At 72.1% G+C, this 17,003-nt stretch carries 11 protein-coding genes and 1 pseudogene; 5 read left to right on the top strand and 7 right to left on the bottom strand.

The genetic code is table 11. The annotated features are described in order from the left end of the window. Window positions 1–390: 390 nt before the first annotated feature. Window positions 391–1,680, bottom strand: a complete 1,290-nt coding sequence (locus tag ABZT14_RS10615) for a M18 family aminopeptidase (protein WP_356299452.1) — start codon at window positions 1,678–1,680, stop codon at window positions 391–393. A gap of 200 nt (window positions 1,681–1,880) precedes the next feature. Next, a complete protein-coding gene (locus tag ABZT14_RS10620; RefSeq protein ID WP_356299454.1) occupies window positions 1,881–3,707 on the bottom strand; it encodes an acyl-CoA dehydrogenase in 1,827 nt (608 codons plus the stop codon). A 136-nt stretch (window positions 3,708–3,843) separates the two neighbouring features. Here ABZT14_RS10620 and ABZT14_RS10625 point away from each other — a divergent pair, with 136 nt between their 5' ends. The 3 genes from ABZT14_RS10625 (at window position 3,844) to ABZT14_RS10635 (ending at window position 6,428) form a co-directional block, all read left to right on the top strand. Next, window positions 3,844–4,368 carry an SseB family protein gene (locus ABZT14_RS10625; protein ID WP_356299456.1) on the top strand — a complete coding sequence of 175 codons (525 nt, stop codon included), beginning with the start codon at window positions 3,844–3,846 and terminating at the stop codon, window positions 4,366–4,368. A gap of 317 nt (window positions 4,369–4,685) precedes the next feature. Continuing rightward, window positions 4,686–5,645 carry a pirin family protein gene (locus ABZT14_RS10630; RefSeq protein WP_356299458.1) on the top strand — a complete coding sequence of 320 codons (960 nt, stop codon included), beginning with the start codon at window positions 4,686–4,688 and terminating at the stop codon, window positions 5,643–5,645. A 177-nt stretch (window positions 5,646–5,822) separates the two neighbouring features. Further along, entirely contained in the window at window positions 5,823–6,428 is a 606-nt protein-coding gene (locus ABZT14_RS10635; protein ID WP_356299460.1) for a dihydrofolate reductase family protein, read from the top strand. Here ABZT14_RS10635 and ABZT14_RS10640 read toward each other — a convergent pair. Together ABZT14_RS10640 and ABZT14_RS10645 are read right to left on the bottom strand one after the other, a co-directional pair. Continuing rightward, window positions 6,416–6,595, bottom strand: a pseudogene (locus ABZT14_RS10640) (LuxR C-terminal-related transcriptional regulator); the annotation flags it as partial. The gene ABZT14_RS10635 and the pseudogene ABZT14_RS10640 sit on opposite strands and share 13 nt — an antisense overlap. Window positions 6,596–6,730: 135 nt before the next feature. Then, the gene (locus tag ABZT14_RS10645; protein ID WP_356299462.1) at window positions 6,731–8,887 is read right to left on the bottom strand and encodes a SpoIIE family protein phosphatase; all 2,157 of its coding nucleotides are present in this window, start codon (window positions 8,885–8,887) and stop codon (window positions 6,731–6,733) included. 179 nt (window positions 8,888–9,066) lie between these two features. Here ABZT14_RS10645 and aspS point away from each other — a divergent pair, with 179 nt between their 5' ends. Together aspS and ABZT14_RS10655 are read left to right on the top strand one after the other, a co-directional pair. Continuing rightward, complete coding sequence (gene aspS / locus ABZT14_RS10650) at window positions 9,067–10,836, top strand: aspartate--tRNA ligase (RefSeq protein WP_356299464.1); 1,770 nt, start codon at window positions 9,067–9,069, stop codon at window positions 10,834–10,836. A 424-nt stretch (window positions 10,837–11,260) separates the two neighbouring features. After that, a complete protein-coding gene (locus ABZT14_RS10655; protein ID WP_356299465.1) occupies window positions 11,261–12,412 on the top strand; it encodes a helix-turn-helix domain-containing protein in 1,152 nt (383 codons plus the stop codon). A gap of 104 nt (window positions 12,413–12,516) precedes the next feature. Here ABZT14_RS10655 and pip read toward each other — a convergent pair whose 3' ends face one another. From pip to ABZT14_RS10670, 3 genes are all read right to left on the bottom strand, one after another. Beyond that, on the bottom strand, window positions 12,517–13,482 hold the full coding sequence (gene pip / locus ABZT14_RS10660) for a prolyl aminopeptidase (RefSeq protein ID WP_356299467.1): 966 nt from the start codon (window positions 13,480–13,482) through the stop codon (window positions 12,517–12,519). Between the two features lie 230 nt (window positions 13,483–13,712). After that, window positions 13,713–14,732, bottom strand: coding sequence for a peptidoglycan-binding protein (locus tag ABZT14_RS10665; RefSeq protein WP_356299468.1), 1,020 nt, complete (start codon window positions 14,730–14,732; stop codon window positions 13,713–13,715). Between the two features lie 636 nt (window positions 14,733–15,368). Next, the gene (locus ABZT14_RS10670) at window positions 15,369–16,994 is read right to left on the bottom strand and encodes a SulP family inorganic anion transporter (RefSeq protein ID WP_356300141.1); all 1,626 of its coding nucleotides are present in this window, start codon (window positions 16,992–16,994) and stop codon (window positions 15,369–15,371) included. Window positions 16,995–17,003 lie beyond the last annotated feature (9 nt).

Below are 17,003 nucleotides of genomic sequence, written 5' to 3' on the forward strand. Positions count from 1 at the left end.
GACCGCTCCTCCGCCTCGCGCTGTCCACGGAGTACGCGAAAGTACGCGGGGCATACGGCACGCGCTCACCGGCCCCCACCAAGCGCCGTTCGGGTCACCGGGGGCGCGACCCCCCGTCACCGTGCACGCACCGCGCCCCGTGTCACGCCGCGCCGGACACCCCCTCCTCCCGCCCCGGCACACGGCACGCGCTCACCGCTGGTCCTCCGGGAGCCCAACGGCCCCCACCGGGCGCGCCGTTCACGGGGGTGGCCCGGGTCCGTACCGGTCGTCCTGGCGGGTGACCGGGTTCGCCCTGGGGGCTCGGGGTGGCGGGAAGGAGTGACGGGGTCGGGCGGGGGCCGGCCGCCAGCTCGGTTCAGGTCGCATCGGGACAGCCCCCGTACCGGGTCAGCTGAGGAAGGAGGCCAGGGCGGTGGCCAGCAGGTGCGGGTCCTCGGCGCCGCACAGTTCGCGGGCGGAGTGCATCGAGAGGATGGCCACCCCGATGTCCACCGTGGTGATGCCGTGCCGTGCCGCCGTGATGGGGCCGATGGTGGTGCCGCAGGGCATGGCGTTGTTGGAGACGAACACCTGCCACGGCACCCCCGCCCGCTCGCAGGCGGCGGCCAGGATCGAACGGCCGGCGCCGTCGGTGGCGTACCGCTGGTTGACGTTGACCTTGAGGATGGGCCCGCCGTTGGGTACCGGCAGGTGACCGGGGTCGTGCCGCTCGGAGTAGTTGGGGTGCACGGCGTGACCGGTGTCCGAGGACAGGCAGACGGTGCCGGCCAGGGCGCGGGCGCGGTCCTCGTAGTCGCCGCCCCGGGCGAAGACCGAACGTTCCAGGACGTTGCCCAGCAGGGGGCCGTCGGCCCCGGTGTCGGACTGGCTGCCGTTCTCCTCGTGGTCGAAGGCGGCCAGCACCGGTACGTGGTCCAGGTCCCGGTCGGTGACCGCGCAGAGGGCGGCCGTACCGGCGTGTACGGACAGCAGGTTGTCCATCCGGGGGCCGGCGACCAGTTCGCGGTCCACGCCCAGGTAGGCGGGGGGCTCCACGCTGTGCACCATCAGGTCCCAGCCGGTGACCTCGGACGGTGCGAGGCCGGCCTCGCCGGCGAGGAACTCGACCAGGTCGCCCTCGCGGGGGGTGCCGAGCCCCCAGACGGGGGTCATGTGGCGCTGGCGGTCCAGCTTCAGCCCCTCGTTGGCCTGGCGGTCCAGGTGGATGGCCAGTTGCGGCACCCTCAGCAGGGGGCGGTCCACGTTCACCAGCCGGGTGGTGCCGTCCCGCAGGCTGAGGCGTCCGGCCAGCCCGAGGTCGCGGTCCAGCCAGGTGTTCAGCAGGGTGCCGCCGTAGACCTCGACGGCCACCTGCCGCCAGCCGTTGGCCCCGGTGTCGGGCACCGGCTTCACCCTGAGGTTGGGGGAGTCGGTGTGGGCACCGACGATGCGGAAGGGGGTGGCCGGAGTGGCGCCGGCGGGCACGTACCAGGCGATGATCGCGCCGCCCCGCAGTACGTAGCGCCCGCCCTCGGTCCCGTCCCAGGCGTCGGTCTCCAGGACCTGGCGGAAGCCGGCCTTGTCGAGCTGACGGGCGGCGCTCGCCACGGCGTGGTACGGGGTCGGCGACCCGGTCAGGAAGTCGAGCAGGTCGTCGGTGTGTCCGCGATCGAAGGTCACGGGGAGGCGCTCACTCATGTTTCACAGCATATGTTTCCGGCGTCCACACCCCGGTACGGCCGGAAGGGGGGTTGCCACGGGCTTCCCCGGGCCGGCACCCGGGGGGGGGGACGCCACCGGGCCCCGCCCCGGTGAGAGGGCGGGGCCCGGTGGAGGTGTGCGGGCGGTGGGGCCGGTCGCCCCCTCGGGGGCGCCGACTCCTCAGAAGGTGGCCCTCCTCAGAAGGCCTCCTCGTCCAGCTCCATCACGGACAGGTCGGTGGTCTCCGCCAGCCGGCGCTGTACGGCGATGCCGGGCAGCACGTTGGCGGCGAAGAACTTGGCGGCGGCCACCTTGCCCTCGTAGAAGGACTTGTCCTTGCCGGTCGCCCCGGGCAGCTTCTCGGCCGCGACGGCGGCGCCCCGCAGCAGCAGGTAGGCGATGATCACGTCGCCGGAGGCCATCAGCAGCCGAGTGGTGTTCAGGCCGACCTTGTAGATGGAGTTGACGTCCTTCTCGGTGGCGGCGAGGTCGGTCAGCATGGCGCCGACGATCGCCTCCAGGTCCACCGCGCCCTGGGAGAGCAGGTCGCGGGCCTCGGCCAGCTCCTCCCCGCCGACGGCTTCGGCGAGGAACTTCTTGATCTCCTCGGACAGGGCGGTGAGCGCCTGCCCCTGGTCGCGGACGATCTTGCGGAAGAAGTAGTCCTGGCCCTGGATCGCGGTGGTGCCCTCGTAGAGGGTGTCGATCTTGGCGTCCCGGATGTACTGCTCGATCGGGTACTCCTGGAGGTACCCGGAGCCACCGAGGGTCTGGAGCGACTGCGCCAGCTGCTCGTAGGACTTCTCCGAGCCGTAGCCCTTGACGATCGGCAGCAGCAGGTCGTTCAGGCGGTGCTCGGCGGAGGCGTCCTCGCCGGCGGCCTCCTTGACGAGGATCTCGTCCTGTACGGAGGCGGTGTAGAGCACCAGGGCCCGCATCCCCTCGGCGTACGCCTTCTGCGTCAGCAGGGACCGGCGGACGTCGGGGTGGTGGGTGATGGTCACCCGGGGGGCCGTCTTGTCGGTGAACTTGGCCAGGTCGGCGCCCTGCACCCGCTCCTTGGCGTACTCCAGGGCGTTGAGGTAGCCGGTGGAGAGGGTGGCGATGGCCTTGGTGCCGACCATCATCCGGGCGAACTCGATGATCTTGAACATCTGGCGGATGCCGTCGTGCTTCTCGCCCAACAGCCAGCCCTTGGCAGGGGTGTTGGCGCCGAAGGTCATCTCGCAGGTGTTGGAGACCCGCAGGCCCATCTTGTGCTCGACGTTGGTGGCGTAGACGCCGTTGCGCTCGCCCAGCTCACCGGTCTCCCAGTCGAAGTGGTACTTGGGGACGATGAACAGCGACAGCCCCTTGGTGCCGGGCCCGTGCCCCTCGGGGCGGGCCAGCACGAAGTGGACGATGTTCTCCGACATGTCGTGCTCGCCGGAGGTGATGAAGCGCTTGACGCCGGAGATGTGCCAGGAGCCGTCGTCCTGCTGTACGGCCTTGGTGCGGCCGGCGCCCACGTCCGAGCCGGCGTCCGGCTCGGTCAGCACCATGGTGGAGCCCCACTGGTTCTCCACCATGCGCTGGGCGATCCTGTGCTGGTCCTCGGTGGCCTCCTCGTAGAGGACGCCGGCGAAGGCCGGGCCGGAGGCGTACATCCACACGGCGGGGTTGGATCCGAGGATGGACTCGGCGAAGCCCCACAGCAGGGAGCGGGGGGCGGTGGTGCCGCCCAGTTCCTCGGGGATGCCCACCCGCCACCACTCGGCGTCCATGTACGCCTGGTAGCTCTTCCTGAAGGAGGCGGGAACCGGGGCGGTGTGGGTCTCCGGGTCGAAGACCGGCGGGTTGCGGTCGCCGTCCTCGTAGGAGGCGGCCAGCTCGTTCTCGGCGAGGCGCGCCATCTCCGACAGCACGCTCTTGGCGGTCTCGACGTCCATCTCCGCGAACGGTCCGGTGCCGTACACCGTTTCCCGACCGAGCACCTCGAAGAGGTTGAACTCGATGTCGCGGAGATTCGACTTGTAGTGCCCCATGGCGACGACTCCGTTGGGTTAGGGAGGTGGTTCGTTCTCAGGTCGCGTTAACCAGTCAGTAGCAGCCATCATCCTACCGGCCGGTAATAACAATCAACCCCTCACACCGTTTGTGGGACTCGTTACTCTCTAGCTCATGTACGGCTACGACCAGACCGCGACCGCGGGGCATCCGGGACAGAGCCAGATGGGCCACGGGCACCACCAGGGCCCTCACCACGGCGGTCACCCCCAGGGCCACCAGGCCTACGGGGCGCAGCCGCCACCCCCGTACGGCCAGCAGCCGCTCTACCCCGAGCCGTCCCCGCCCTCGCTGGCCGACGCCGTACAGGCCTTCACCACCGGGTCCATGACCTCGGAGGACTTCCAGGAGGTCTTCTCCACCTCGCGGATCTACTGTCCGCGCGGTGACACCCCGGGCTTCCTCGCCCTGCACAACACCCAGCAGCCGGTGATCCCGATGTTCACCACGCTCAAGGAACTGCGCAGATACGCCGGCAAGGAGTCCAAGTACTTCGTCATCACCGGCGCCGAGGTCCTGGACCTGCTCCCCTCCGGGTACGGCTTCGTACTCGACATGGAGGGCGAGCACCGGATCGTCTTCGACGCCCAGGCCGTTGAGGAGATGGTCGACTTCGCGATGAGACGGATGTACGGCTGACGTACGGCCGACGCCGTACGGACACGCACCCACCCCGCGACCGGACAGGGCCCGCCCCCCACGGGCCCGGCACCCCACCCGGTCCCCCGAACCGGTCACTCCACCGGACAGCACGGAGTGACCGCCCCCACGGCGGGCCCCGTCCCGCCACCACCGACTCCACACGAGCCGACCGGTCGAACCGTCCACGGCGGTACCTCTCCGGCACCCCTCGGCACCCCCACGGCACTCCCCGCGCAGCCCGGGCCCCCCGCCCGGACGGGGAACCGGACTCTGACGGGCCGGGTCAGCGGAGTCACGGAACAAGGAGACCCCCCATGCCCGCTGTCACCGTGGACAACCCGCTCCACCTCCCCCGGGTCCCCCGCCCCCCGGCGGAGCGCCACACCCTCCGCCCCGCGCTGACCGTGGTCACCGCGCCGGCCGGCTTCGAGGGCGAGGGCTTCCCGGTACGACGTGCCTTCACCGGCATCGACTACCGCCACCTCGACCCCTTCATCCTCATGGACCAGATGGGCGAGGTCGACTACGCGCCCGGGGAGCCCAAGGGGACCCCCTGGCACCCGCACCGTGGCTTCGAGACGGTGACCTACCTGATCGACGGCACCTTCGTGCACCGGGACTCCGAGGGCGGCGGAGGCACCATCCGGGACGGCGACACCCAGTGGATGACCGCCGGCTCCGGCCTGCTCCACATCGAGGCGCCCCCCGAGTCCCTGGTGATGTCCGGCGGCCTGTTCCACGGCGTACAGCTGTGGGTCAACCTGCCGGCCGCCGACAAGATGACCGCACCCCGCTACCAAGACATCGCCGGCTCCCAGGTCAGGCTGCTGACCACCGAGGACGGCGGGGCGCTGCTACGGCTGATCGCCGGCGACCTCGGCGGACACCGGGGCCCGGGAGTCACCCACACCCCGATCACCCTGGTCCACGCCACGGTCAGCGCCGGCGCCGAGATCGCGGTGCCCTGGCGGGAGGACTTCAACGCCCTCGCCTACGTACTCGCCGGCCGGGGAACGGTCGGCCCCGACCGCCGCCCGGTCCACACCGGCCAGACCACGGTCTTCGGCCCCGGTGACGCGCTGACCCTCCGCGCGGACGACCGCCCCGACTCCCGCTCGGCCTCCCTGGAGGTGGTCCTGCTGGGCGGGCTCCCCCTGAGGGAACCCATGACCCACTACGGTCCCTTCGTGATGAACACCCACGCCGAACTGGCCCAGGCCTTCGACGACTTCCAGGCCGGCCGCCTCGGCCGCATCCCGCCGACCCGCCCCTGAGCCGGCACCGGCCGCCCGGCGGGTGAACCGACTGGCCCGGCGACGCTCACCGCCCGCCCGGCACGGCGGCCGTCTCCGGGGCGACCGGTGAGTTTCCGCGCCTCACGACGTCTGCTCTGGTGGGGAGGGCGCTCCTCCCCACCCGTTGTCCCCTCCCACCGAGGAAAGTGGTGCGCGATGAGGTTGGTACTGCAGGAGTTCCTGTCCCTGGACGGCGTCTCCCAGGGGCCCGGCTCCCCGGACGAGGACCCCAGCGACGGATTCACCCGGGGCGGCTGGTTCGTGCCCCACCTGGACGAGTCCTTCGACCGGGTGGCCACCGCCTGGCTCGGCCGGGCCGACGCGTTCCTGTTCGGCCGCCGTACCTACGAGAACTTCGCCCGGGACTGGCCGACGATGACCGACCACCCCAACGCCCGGGTACTGAACGGCTCCCCCAAGTACGTCGCCTCACAGAGCCTCACCACGGCCCGGTGGGAACCGACCACCATCCTGTCCGGCGACATCCCCGCCCGGGTCGCCGAACTGAAGGAGCGCCCCGGCCGCGAGCTACAGATCCACGGGAGCGCCCGGCTCGGCCAGTCCCTGCTGGCCGCCGGCCTGGTCGACGAGTTGCGGCTCGCCGTCGCCCCGGTGGTGGTGGGCAGCGGGCGGCGCCTGTTCCCCGACGGCGGCGCCCCGGCCGGCCTGCGTCTGCTCAGCCACGAGACGACGCCCAGCGGCATCGCGGTGCACGTCTACGAGTCGACGGGCCGCCCGGAGTACGGGACCTACGGGGCCTGACGCCCACCTCTCAGGGGCCTCGGGGACTCCGCGTCCCGTACCGGCAGCGCGATCTGGACCCGGTGGCGGACGTCCGGCTTGGCGCAGAGGCAGCTGGCGTGCGCCGTGACCGTGGCGACGCTGATGCCCGGGCGCCGGGCGATGTCCGGGTTGTCCAGGCCGTCCGCTCACCCTCCCCGGTGGCCGGCACCACCGAACCCGACCGGCTGGCCCCGGCCCGACACCGGCCCCGCGACCCCGCGACCCCCGGGGGCCCGCCGAACCGGTGGGCGGGGAAGCCGGTACGGGGGAGGGTGCCCCGCTCAGTCCCAGCCGGGCGGGGAGGAGCCCTCCGTCAGCTGGAACCAGATGCACTTGCCCTCGCCCCGGGGGTCCACCCCCCAGCGGTCGGCGAGGGACTCCAGCAGCACCAGCCCCCGGCCAGAGGAGGCCAGCTCGCCTGGTTGCCGTCGGTGCGGCAGCTCGTCGCTGCGGTCGGCGACCTCGACCCTGAGCCGCCGGTTGCCCCGCTCCCCGCCCAGTTCGGCCACCATCAGCGCGTCCCCGTCGGTGTGCACCAGCACGTTGGTGAGCATCTCCGACAGCATCAGCACCGCCCCGTCCACCTGGTCCGGGTCGGTCCAGTCGTGGAGCAGGCCCCGCAGCTGGTGGCGGGCGTCGGCGATGCGCGCCGGCTCGGACTGGGCGACCGTGAGCACCGTACGGCGGGAGGAGGCGTACACCGGGCCGGCGGCCTGGTGATTGCGGGAGAGCAGCATCAGGGCGATGTCGTCCTCCCGGCGGTCGGTGAGCGGGCCGGTCAGCCGGTGGGCGGTGGGTCCGTGCACGGCCTGGAGCAGGGCGTCCGCCAGCTGCTCCATCGAGTCCTCCAGGTGGGTCTCCAGCACCTTGCCGATGCGGGCCCAGCCGGTCTCGAAGTTGTGCCCCCCGGTCTCGATCAGCCCGTCGGTACACAGCAGCATCGTCTCGCCCGGCTCCAGCACCAGCCGGGTCGTGGGGTAGTCGCCGTCCGGTTCCACGCCCAGGGGCAGCCCGCCGGAGGTGGGGCGCACGAACATGGTGCCGTCGGTCATGCGGATCGCCGGGTCGGGGTGGCCGGCCCGGGCGAGGTCGAGGCTGCCGCTGTCGGGGTCGGCCTCGATGTACAGGCAGGTGGCGTACCGCTCGTCGTCGTCCGGTTCCACGGCGTTGAGGCCGTGCAGGAAGCGGGAGGCCCGGGAGAGCACCGCGTCCGGGTGGTGGCCCTCGGAGGCGTAGGCGCGCAGGGCGATCCGCAGTTGCCCCATCAGTCCGGCGGCCCGTACGTCGTGGCCCTGTACGTCCCCGATCACCAGGGCCCGCCGCCCCGAGGGCAGGGGGATCACGTCGAACCAGTCGCCGCCGACCTGGAGCCCGCCCCCGGCCGGTACGTAGCGGGCGGCGACCTCCATGCCGGGGATGTCGGGGCTCTGGGCGGGGCGCATGGCCTTGCGCAGGACCGAGGCGAGTTCCCGTTCCGACTCCTGGACGCTGGCCCGGCTGAGGTACTGGCCCACCATCCGGGCCACCGAGATCAGCAGGCCGCGCTGGTCGGGTACGAAGGCGACCGGCTCCTCGAAGGAGAGGGCCCACACGCCCAGGGTGCGCCCGGAGGCGGACAGGGGGATGAAGGCCCAGGAACACTGGTCCTGCTCGGCGATGGGCCAGGTCTCGGGGAACTCGCGCTGGTAGCTGTCGGGGTCGGTGAGGTAGACCGCGCGGCCGGCGCGTACCGCCTCGGTGGCGGGATACGGGGCCCACAGGGGGATCTCCAGGTCGGGGGGCTCGCCCTGCCCGGACTGGTCCCGGCCGGTGGAGGTGATCAGCCGGTCCCCGTCGACGTGGAACAGCTCCTGGCTGCTGGTGGGGATGCCGGGCATCTCCAGTTCCTTGAGCAGCCCCAGCATCTCCCGGGGGGTGCGGGCCTCGGCGAGGACGCGCCCCGCCTCCACCAGGAACGCGTCCTGGGTGCTCCGGTGGTCCTGGCGGCCCGCCCCCTCCTGGCGGTCGCCGGCGACCCGCTCCCGTCGGGGGGCGACCTCGTTGACGGAGCCGACCATCACGAACGGGGAGTTGGCGCCCTCCAGCGAGTGGAAGTCGGGGCCGACGTCGGGGTCCGTCTCGGGGCGGAACCTCAGCCGTACGTGGCGCACCACCTCGTCGTGCTCGTTGACGACCCGCACCGTGGACTCGACCGTGCTGTGCTGGGCCAGCGCCAGGTGGATCTCGCTGACCAGCTTGATGATGTCGGTGGCGTTCAGCCGTGCCCTCAGGTGGGCCTCGTCGATGGTGGTGGTGCGGCAGGTCCCCTGTGCGGGGGTGGAGGCGCCCGGCAGGCCGAGCAGCTCCGCCGCGATGGAGTCCACGGTGACCGTGCCAGCCCGGTTGTCCCAGCGCCACAGTCCGGTGGCTACCGCCGCCAACACGTCCTCTGTGCGCATTGCCCCACTTTATTGGGTTATTCGAATCTGGGGCGAGTGAGCGTAGCCCAGGACGGTAGTCTGAGGGCCGCGCTGTGCGCGCGGTGGCTGTAGAACGAGCGGCGTCCGACCGCTCACAGCACCGGGGCAGACAGCGGATCGCGGCCTGAAGACCACAGCCCTGACGACTTGGATGAATGATGCATCGGTACCGGTCCCACCACTGCGGCGAGCTACGGTCCTCGGACGTCGGCCTTGACGTCCGGTTGAGTGGCTGGTTGCACAATCGTCGGAACCTGGGCGGCATCCTCTTCCTCGATCTGCGCGACCACCACGGCGTGGTCCAGCTGATCGTCCGTCCCGAGCGCACCGAGGTCAACGACCTGCTCAGCTCCCTCAGCAAGGAGAGCGTGATCAGGATCGACGGCACGGTCGTCAACCGGGGCACCGAGAACGTCAACCCCGAGCTGCCCACCGGGGAGATCGAGGTCGAGGTGAACGAGGTGGAGGTGCTCGGCGAGTCCGAGCAGATCCCCTTCACCATCAACGCCGAGGACGGGGTCAACGAGGAGCGGCGGCTGGAGTACCGCTTCCTGGACCTCCGCCGCGAGCGGATGCACCGCAACATCATGCTGCGCTCGGCGGTCATCTCCGCGCTGCGCCGGAAGATGACCGAACAGGGCTTCAACGAGATGGCCACCCCGATCCTGTCGGCCACCTCCCCCGAGGGCGCCCGGGACTTCCTGGTGCCCTCCCGTCTGCACGCCGGCCGGTTCTACGCCCTGCCGCAGGCGCCGCAGCAGTTCAAGCAGCTGCTGATGATCGCCGGCTTCGACCGCTACTTCCAGATCGCCCCCTGCTTCCGCGACGAGGACGCCCGCGCCGACCGCTCGCCCGGCGAGTTCTACCAGCTCGACGTGGAGATGAGCTTCGTCGAGCAGGAGGACGTCTTCCAGGTCATCGAGAAGGTGATGACCGAGGTCTTCCAGGAGCTGGGCGACGGCCGCGAGTGCACCTCGCCCTTCCCCCGCATCCCGTTCCGGGAGGCGATGCTGCGGTACGGCTCCGACAAGCCGGACCTGCGGGCGAAGCTGGAGCTGGTGGACGTCACCGAGGTGTTCGCCGGCTCCGACTTCAAGGCCTTCGCCGGCAAGCACGTACGGGCCCTGGCGGTGCCGGACACCGCCGACCAGCCGCGCAAGTTCTTCGACCAGATGGGCGAGTTCGCGGTCGAGCAGGGCGCCAAGGGCCTGGCCTGGGTGCGGGTGGGCGACGACTCCACACTGACCGGGCCGATCGCCAAGTTCCTCACCGAGGAGAACGTCTCCGCGCTGCTGACCTCGCTGAACGCCAAGCCGGGCACCGCGGTCTTCTTCGGCGCCGGCGAGTTCGACGAGGTCTCCAAGATCATGGGCGCGGTGCGGGTGGAGGCGGCCAAGCGCGCCGGCCACTTCGAGGAGGGCGTCTTCCGGTTCTGCTGGATCGTGGACTTCCCGATGTACGAGCGGGACGAGGACACCGGGAAGATCGAGTTCTCGCACAACCCCTTCTCCATGCCGCAGGGCGGTTTGGACGCGTTGGAGAACCAGGACCCGTTGGACATCCTGGCCTGGCAGTACGACATCGTCTGCAACGGCGTGGAGCTGTCCTCGGGCGCGATCCGTAACCACGAACCGGACGTGATGTTCAAGGCGTTCGAGATCGCCGGGTACTCCAAGGACGAGGTGGAGCAGGAGTTCGGCGGGATGCTGCGGGCCTTCCGCTTCGGCGCCCCGCCGCACGGCGGCATCGCCCCCGGCGTGGACCGGATCGTGATGCTGCTGGCGGACGAGCCCAACATCCGCGAGACCATCGCCTTCCCCCTCAACGGCAACGCCCAGGACCTGTTGATGGGCGCCCCCACCGAGGTGGACGAGGCGCGGCTGAAGGAGCTGCACCTGTCGGTGCGCAAGCCCCCGCAGCCGAAGTAGTCGTACCGTCGAGGGCCTCCACCCCCACCCCGGGTGGAGGCCCTCAGCGCTACCCCCCAACTGCGCCGGCCCACCCGGCGATTGGCGCACCCCGGGGCACCGGACGGTGGCGGCGGGCACCCGGACCGGTTTCGGTACCGACGAACGGGTGGCCCCGAACGGGGCGGACGCCCCGTACCCTCCTCGGACCGGCCACCCCCATCAGCCGGGCACGGAATGGCTGTTGGGGTCCGTACGTCGGAACTGGGCCGGTCCACGTGGCGATTCGGGACCCGGCGAACCGTGGCGCCCGCCCTCCTGGGGGTGTGGCCCGGCTAGCCTGATCCCGTTTCGTGGTAAATCGCCCGTTCTGGCCTATTGACCGTTGGGAGGCCGGGGCAGGGCAGTCAAGGACAAGGACTGTCGTCGCGCTGAAGGGTTCCAGATGGCTGAGAAAGATTCCCGAACCTCGCAGGAACTGCTGCCGGAAGTACGCCAGTGGTGCGGCGAGTTGGAACGGGTGAAGTCCACGCACAAACTGTCGCTGGCGGCCCTCGCCGAGGGCACCGGCTACTCCCGCACCTCCTGGTCACGCTCCCTGAAGGGGCTCACCCTGCCCCCTCGGGAAGCGGTCGAGGCGCTGGGCGCCAAGCTCGACCCCCGGGAGCCCGCCCTGTTGGAGGCCTGGGAGGCCGCCCAGCGCACCCGGGCGGACAAGGCCCCCAAGGCCCGGAGCGGAAAGGCCGCCACGGCGGAGAAGGTTCCGACGCCCGCCCCTGCCGAGGTGAGCGGCGAGCCCCACGAGGCCGTCGAGGCCGACCAGAAGGGCAACACCACCGCCTCCACCGAAGCGGCCGACCGGGCCGAGGCGACCGGTGAGGTCACCGCGCCCGCGACCTCCTCGGAGTCGGCGGAGGACGGCTCCCGGGAGGAGGCCCCGGCGTCCGAGGCCCTGCCCCGGGTGCCGGCGGCCCGCAGGCTGGACGACGGCCCCTCGGCCGGGACCGGGTCCGACGATGCCTCCCCGGAGGCGTCCGACCGGCGGCCGGAGGAGGACGGCGCCCGGGCCGAGGCGTCTCCCACCGGGGCCGAGCCCGAGGAGACGGAGGGCGGGGGCGACGCCCCGATCGACGTCAACGCCCTGTTCGGCGGGCCCCGTACGCCCCGTACCCCGGAGGGCACGGCCACCGGGGAGGGCACCAGGTCGGTGACCGCGACGGTGAGTTCGCCGGCCGCCACCCCCTCGGTGCCCAAGCCCAAGAAGGAGACGCCGGCCGGGTCCACGACCGAGGCGAACCGGGCCCGGACCGAGTCCGGGGCCAAGGCGGAGCCGGGGTCCGAGGCGGAGCCGGGGTTCAAGGCCGTGAGCGAGACGGCACCCGAGGCAGCCCCCGAGGCGAAGCCGGAGACGGCGCCGGCGAAGGAAGCGGCGAGCGAGGCGGCGGCCGACGGCACGGCGGAGAAGGCGAAGGACACCGAGCCGACCGCCACCGCCGCGCGGCGACCGGACCGGGCCGCCGGGGCCCGTGACCCCCGGCTGTGGGTGCTGGTGGGCGCCGCCGTGGTGGTGCTGGTGGTCTGCTTCGCCTACCTGTGACGGCCACCCGCGTGGCCCGGGTCAGGGGCCGGGCACCGAACGACTCGGTGCCCGGCCCCTCACACGTGTGACCCCGCCCGCCGGCGGGGCCCGGTGGAGGGCGCTCAGCGGGCGAACTCCCGTAGCGCGTCGCACACCTCGCGCAGGGTGCGGACACTGCCCAGGTGCCCCGTGTCCGAGGCGATCGACAGCCGCGCGGAGGGCCAGCGTCGGGACAGTTCCCAGGCGGTGTGGGGCGGGCTCCCCATGTCCTGCCGGCCGTGCACCAGCACCCCGGGGATGTCGGCCAGCCGGGGCGCGTCCCGGATCAGCGCGCCCTCCTCCAGCCAGGCGCCGTGCGAGAAGTAGTGGGCGCAGATCCGCACCAGGGCCGTCCTGGCGTCGTCCGGCCGGGAACCGTACGGACTGGAGGCTCCGGCCTCGGTGGAGAGCACCGTGTCCTCCCAGGCGCACCAGTCGAGCACGGCCCGTTGGCGTACGGCCGGGTCCGGGTCCTCCGTCAGCCGGGCGTACGCGCCGACCACGTCCCCGTCCGTCTCCACGCCCGCCCCGGCGCGGAACCGTTCCCAGGCCTCGGGGAAGAACTTCCCCACCCCTCGGTAGAGCCAGTCGATCTCGCTGCGGCGGGTGGTGGTGACCGCCGAGATGACGGCCTCCGAGACCCGTTCGGGATGCGTCTCGGCGTAGGCCAGCAGCAGGGTGGAGCCCCAGGAGACGCCGAACAGCAGCCACTGTTCGACGCCCAGGTGGGCCCGCAGCCGCTCCATGTCGGCCACCAGGTGCCAGGTGGTGTTGTGCCGCAGGTCGGTGGCCGGGTCGCTGGCGTGCGGGGTACTGCGCCCACATCCGCGCTGGTCGAACAGCACCACCCGGTACCGCTGGGGGTCGAACAGCTGACGGTAGCTCGGCCGGCACCCCGAACCCGGGCCCCCGTGCACCACCAGCGCGGGCTTCCCCCTCGGGTTGCCGGACACCTCCCAGTACACCCGGTTACCGTCCCCGACCTCCAACATCCCGCTGTTGTACGGCTCCACCGCCGGGTACCTCAGCGGATCCTCGGACTCGGACATGGCGGGCCTCCCGGTGGTGGCGGTCGTCAGCGGTGATCGTCAGCGGCCCATCCTGCCGGGCGGCCGAGAGCCGCGCACCCGCATTGCCGAGGGTGGCCCGGACGCACCGAGGCCCCAACTCCCGGGGGGTGGTCGGGGGTTGGGGCCTGGCTGACCCGGTGGGTTGAGGGAGGCCCTGGGCGGCGGGGTCTGTCCCTCCGCCGCCCAAGGCCTCGTGTGGGGGGTGGCGCCTATTTGGTGCCGACCAGCGCGACCCAGGTCTGCGGACCGACGAGCCCGTCGACGGTCAGCTTGTGGTCACGCTGGAAACTGGAGACGGCCTCGTGGGTCTGGGCGCCGAAGGAGCCGTCGACCGCGACCTTGTGGCCGTACACGTTCAACTGGGTCTGGATGGCGCGTACCGCGTCACCCTTGGCGCCCTTGCTGGCCGTGACGATCAGCTGGGGCCAGGTCTTGGGGCCGATCACCCCGTCGGCGACCAGCTTCTTGGAACTCTGGAACGCCTTGGCCTGGGCGGCGGTCTGCGGGCCGAACTCGCCGTCGGCGGCGGTGCTGTGGCCCTGGGCGCGCAGCAGGTACTGGGCGGTGGTGACGTCGGCGCCGGTGGAACCCTGCTTCAGCGAGGGGTACTCGACGCTGGGCGGCGGGGTCGGGTCACCGCCACCGTCGTCGGTGAGGTTGGTCGGGCGGTACGGCTTGTACTCGCTGCCCGCGTCCAGGCCGTACTTCAGCACCCGGTGGTCGGTGCCGTGGCCACCGCGCTGCTCGAAGGCGCTGTAGGCGGAACGGGAACTGTCGGTCCAGCCCTCGAAGATCACCACGTGACGGGTGGTGTTGGAGCCGTCGGCGTCGATCAGCAGGTCACCGGGCTTGAGGTCGCCCAGGTTGATGGGCGTGGTCAGGTCGCGGTTGTTGGCCAGTTCGACGGTGTTGGGGCCGGACTTCCACAGGCCCAGGGTCATGGAGACGTAGCCCGAGCAGTCCTGGCGGTACCCGTCCGACCAGGTCTTCGTCTGGCTGTACGGCACCTGGGAACCGTTGTTGGCGGTGAGCCAGGTCGCGGCACGGCGCAGCATCTCGGTCCGGCTGATCTTGTCAGCCTGGGCGGAGACCTTGGTGGTGGACGGGGACTGGGTGGTGTGGGCCGTCGCCACGGACGGGACGACCGCGCCGACCACCACGAGTCCACCGGCCACACCGGTGGCAAGTGAGACGCGAGCCCGGCGACTCAGCTTGGACAACAGGGACATGGAGTGCCCTTCCAGAAGGGGTGGGGGGACGAGGGGGCGCTGGTGTGGGGGTCCGTGCCGGCCGCGTTCGCCGGACGTCCAGCGCCCCTCCACGAGTTGGTCACGATTGCGGTCTACCCACTGGTATAACGCCGTCCGGGCACCGAAGTGGAGACCCAGGGGGAACGGAGTTTCCGATGGGCCGGCCCACTGGAAGTTCCGAAGGATGGGCCGCGAAGCCCACGCCGGCGCCCCCACACCGGGCAACTCCCGCCCGGGAAAGCTCGACTGACGGACGTACGGCCACCACCCCTCACCCCGACCACGCGAGGTCCTCTGACCGGACCCGACACCGGCCACGGCTCACCCCGACCGGGCACCCCCGAGGGACCTCAGCCGGCCACCCGACGAGAGGGAGCACCCGTACGGGAACACCACCCCTCACCCGCCCCGACTCCCCCGGGGCGCCGACCCCTCAGCCCCCGCACCGGGCAACTCCCGCCCGGCCAAGGGCCACTGACGGACGTACGGCCACCACGGCTTGCCCCGACCGCGCGAGGTACCGGGGCCGAACCCGACCAGCCGGCCAGTGGGGGCCGCCACCCGCAGGGGCTCAGGTCCGGGTGGCCCACCACGGCCCCTGGTGGCCGGGGCTTCTCAGGCGGGGCGGTGGTCCAGCAGGCCGGCGCGCTCCAGGTGGCGGCGGGCGCTCTCGATGGCCTCGGGGGTGGTCTCGTACTCCCGGTCCTCGCGGCTGACCTGGTCCAGGGCGCCCACGGACTCCAGGGCGCGGCGCTGTCCGGGGCGGACGCCGGAGACCATGACGACGATGCCGCGACGGGTGAGCTTCTCGACGGCGTCCCGCAGCACCAGGGCACCGGTGGCGTCCACGGTGGTGATCCGGGACATCCGCAGGATCACCACCCGCACGTCCGCGACCTCGGACAGCTCCAGGAGGAAGCGGTGGGCGGCGGCGAAGAACAGGGGGCCGTCGATCCGGTAGGCGACGATGTGCTCCGCCAGCAGCCGGTGTTCCTCGTCGCTGTGTTCGCCCGGGAGGTCGGGGCGGAAGTCGACCTGGTCGAGGCGGGCCTGGAGGGCGACCGCGCGCAGGGCGAGGAAGCCGGCGACGAGCAGGCCGAGGATGACCGCGTACACCAGGTCCAGGGCCAGGGTGGCGAGGGCGGTGAGGACGAGGACCACGGCGTCGGACCGGGTGGCGGTGACCATGGCGCGTAGCGAGCTGACCTCGACCATGCGGACGGCGGTGGCGATCAGCACCCCGGCCAGGGCGGCCAGGGGGATGCGGGACACCAGGGGGGCGGCGGCGTACACCACGGCCGCGAGGACGGCGGCGTGGAACAGCGCGGCCAGTCGGGAGCTGGCGCCGGTGCGGACGTTGACGGCGGTACGGGCGATGGCCCCGGTCGCCGGTACGCCGCCGAACAGCGGTGAGGCGATGTTGGCGAGCCCCTGGCCGAACAGTTCGCGGTCCGGGTCGTGCCGTTGGCCGACGGTCATCCCGTCCGCGACCTGGGCCGACAGCAGCGACTCCAGTGCGGCCAGGGCGGCCACCGCGACGGCGGGGGCCAGCAGCGCGCCCAGGTGCGAGGGCTCCACGAAGCCGAGGGAGGGTGCGGGGAGGCCGGCGGGCAACTCCCCGATGACGGCGGCGTTGTCCAGGTGGAGGAGCTGGGCGACCAGGGTCGCTCCGGCGACCGCCATGATCGAGAACGGTACGGTGGGCCGCCACCGCGCGCCCGCCAGCATGACCACGGCCACCGAGGCGGCGAGGGCGAGAGCGGTCCAGTTCGGCGCCGCGAGGAAGTCCCGCAGGGCGTTCCAGGTGACCACCAGGACGCGTTCGCCCTCCGGTTTCTCCACGCCCAGCGCGTTCGGCACCTGCTGGAGGCCGATCACCAGGGCGATGCCCAGGGTGAAGCCCTCCACCACGGAGGCGGGGATGTACGACATGTAGCGGCCGGCGCGCAGGGCGGCGAGCCCGAGCAGCATCAGCCCGGCCAGGAGTCCGACGGTGAGCACGCCGCCGGGGCCGTGCTGGGCGACGATCGGTACCAGCACCACGGTCATGGCCCCGGTGGGGCCGGACACCTGGAGGTTGGACCCGCCGAACACCGCCGCCAGGGCGCCGGCCACCACGGCGGTGGCGAGGCCGGCCTCGGCGCCCAGCCCCGAGGAGACGCCGAAGCCGAGGGCCAGGGGGAGGGCGACGATCGCCACGGTCAGCCCCGCCAGCAGGTCGCGCCGGGGGTCGCGGCCCATCACGGCGAG

It is taken from the genome of Streptomyces sp. NPDC005438 (assembly GCF_040606315.1).
GTDB lineage: Bacteria > Actinomycetota > Actinomycetes > Streptomycetales > Streptomycetaceae > Streptomyces.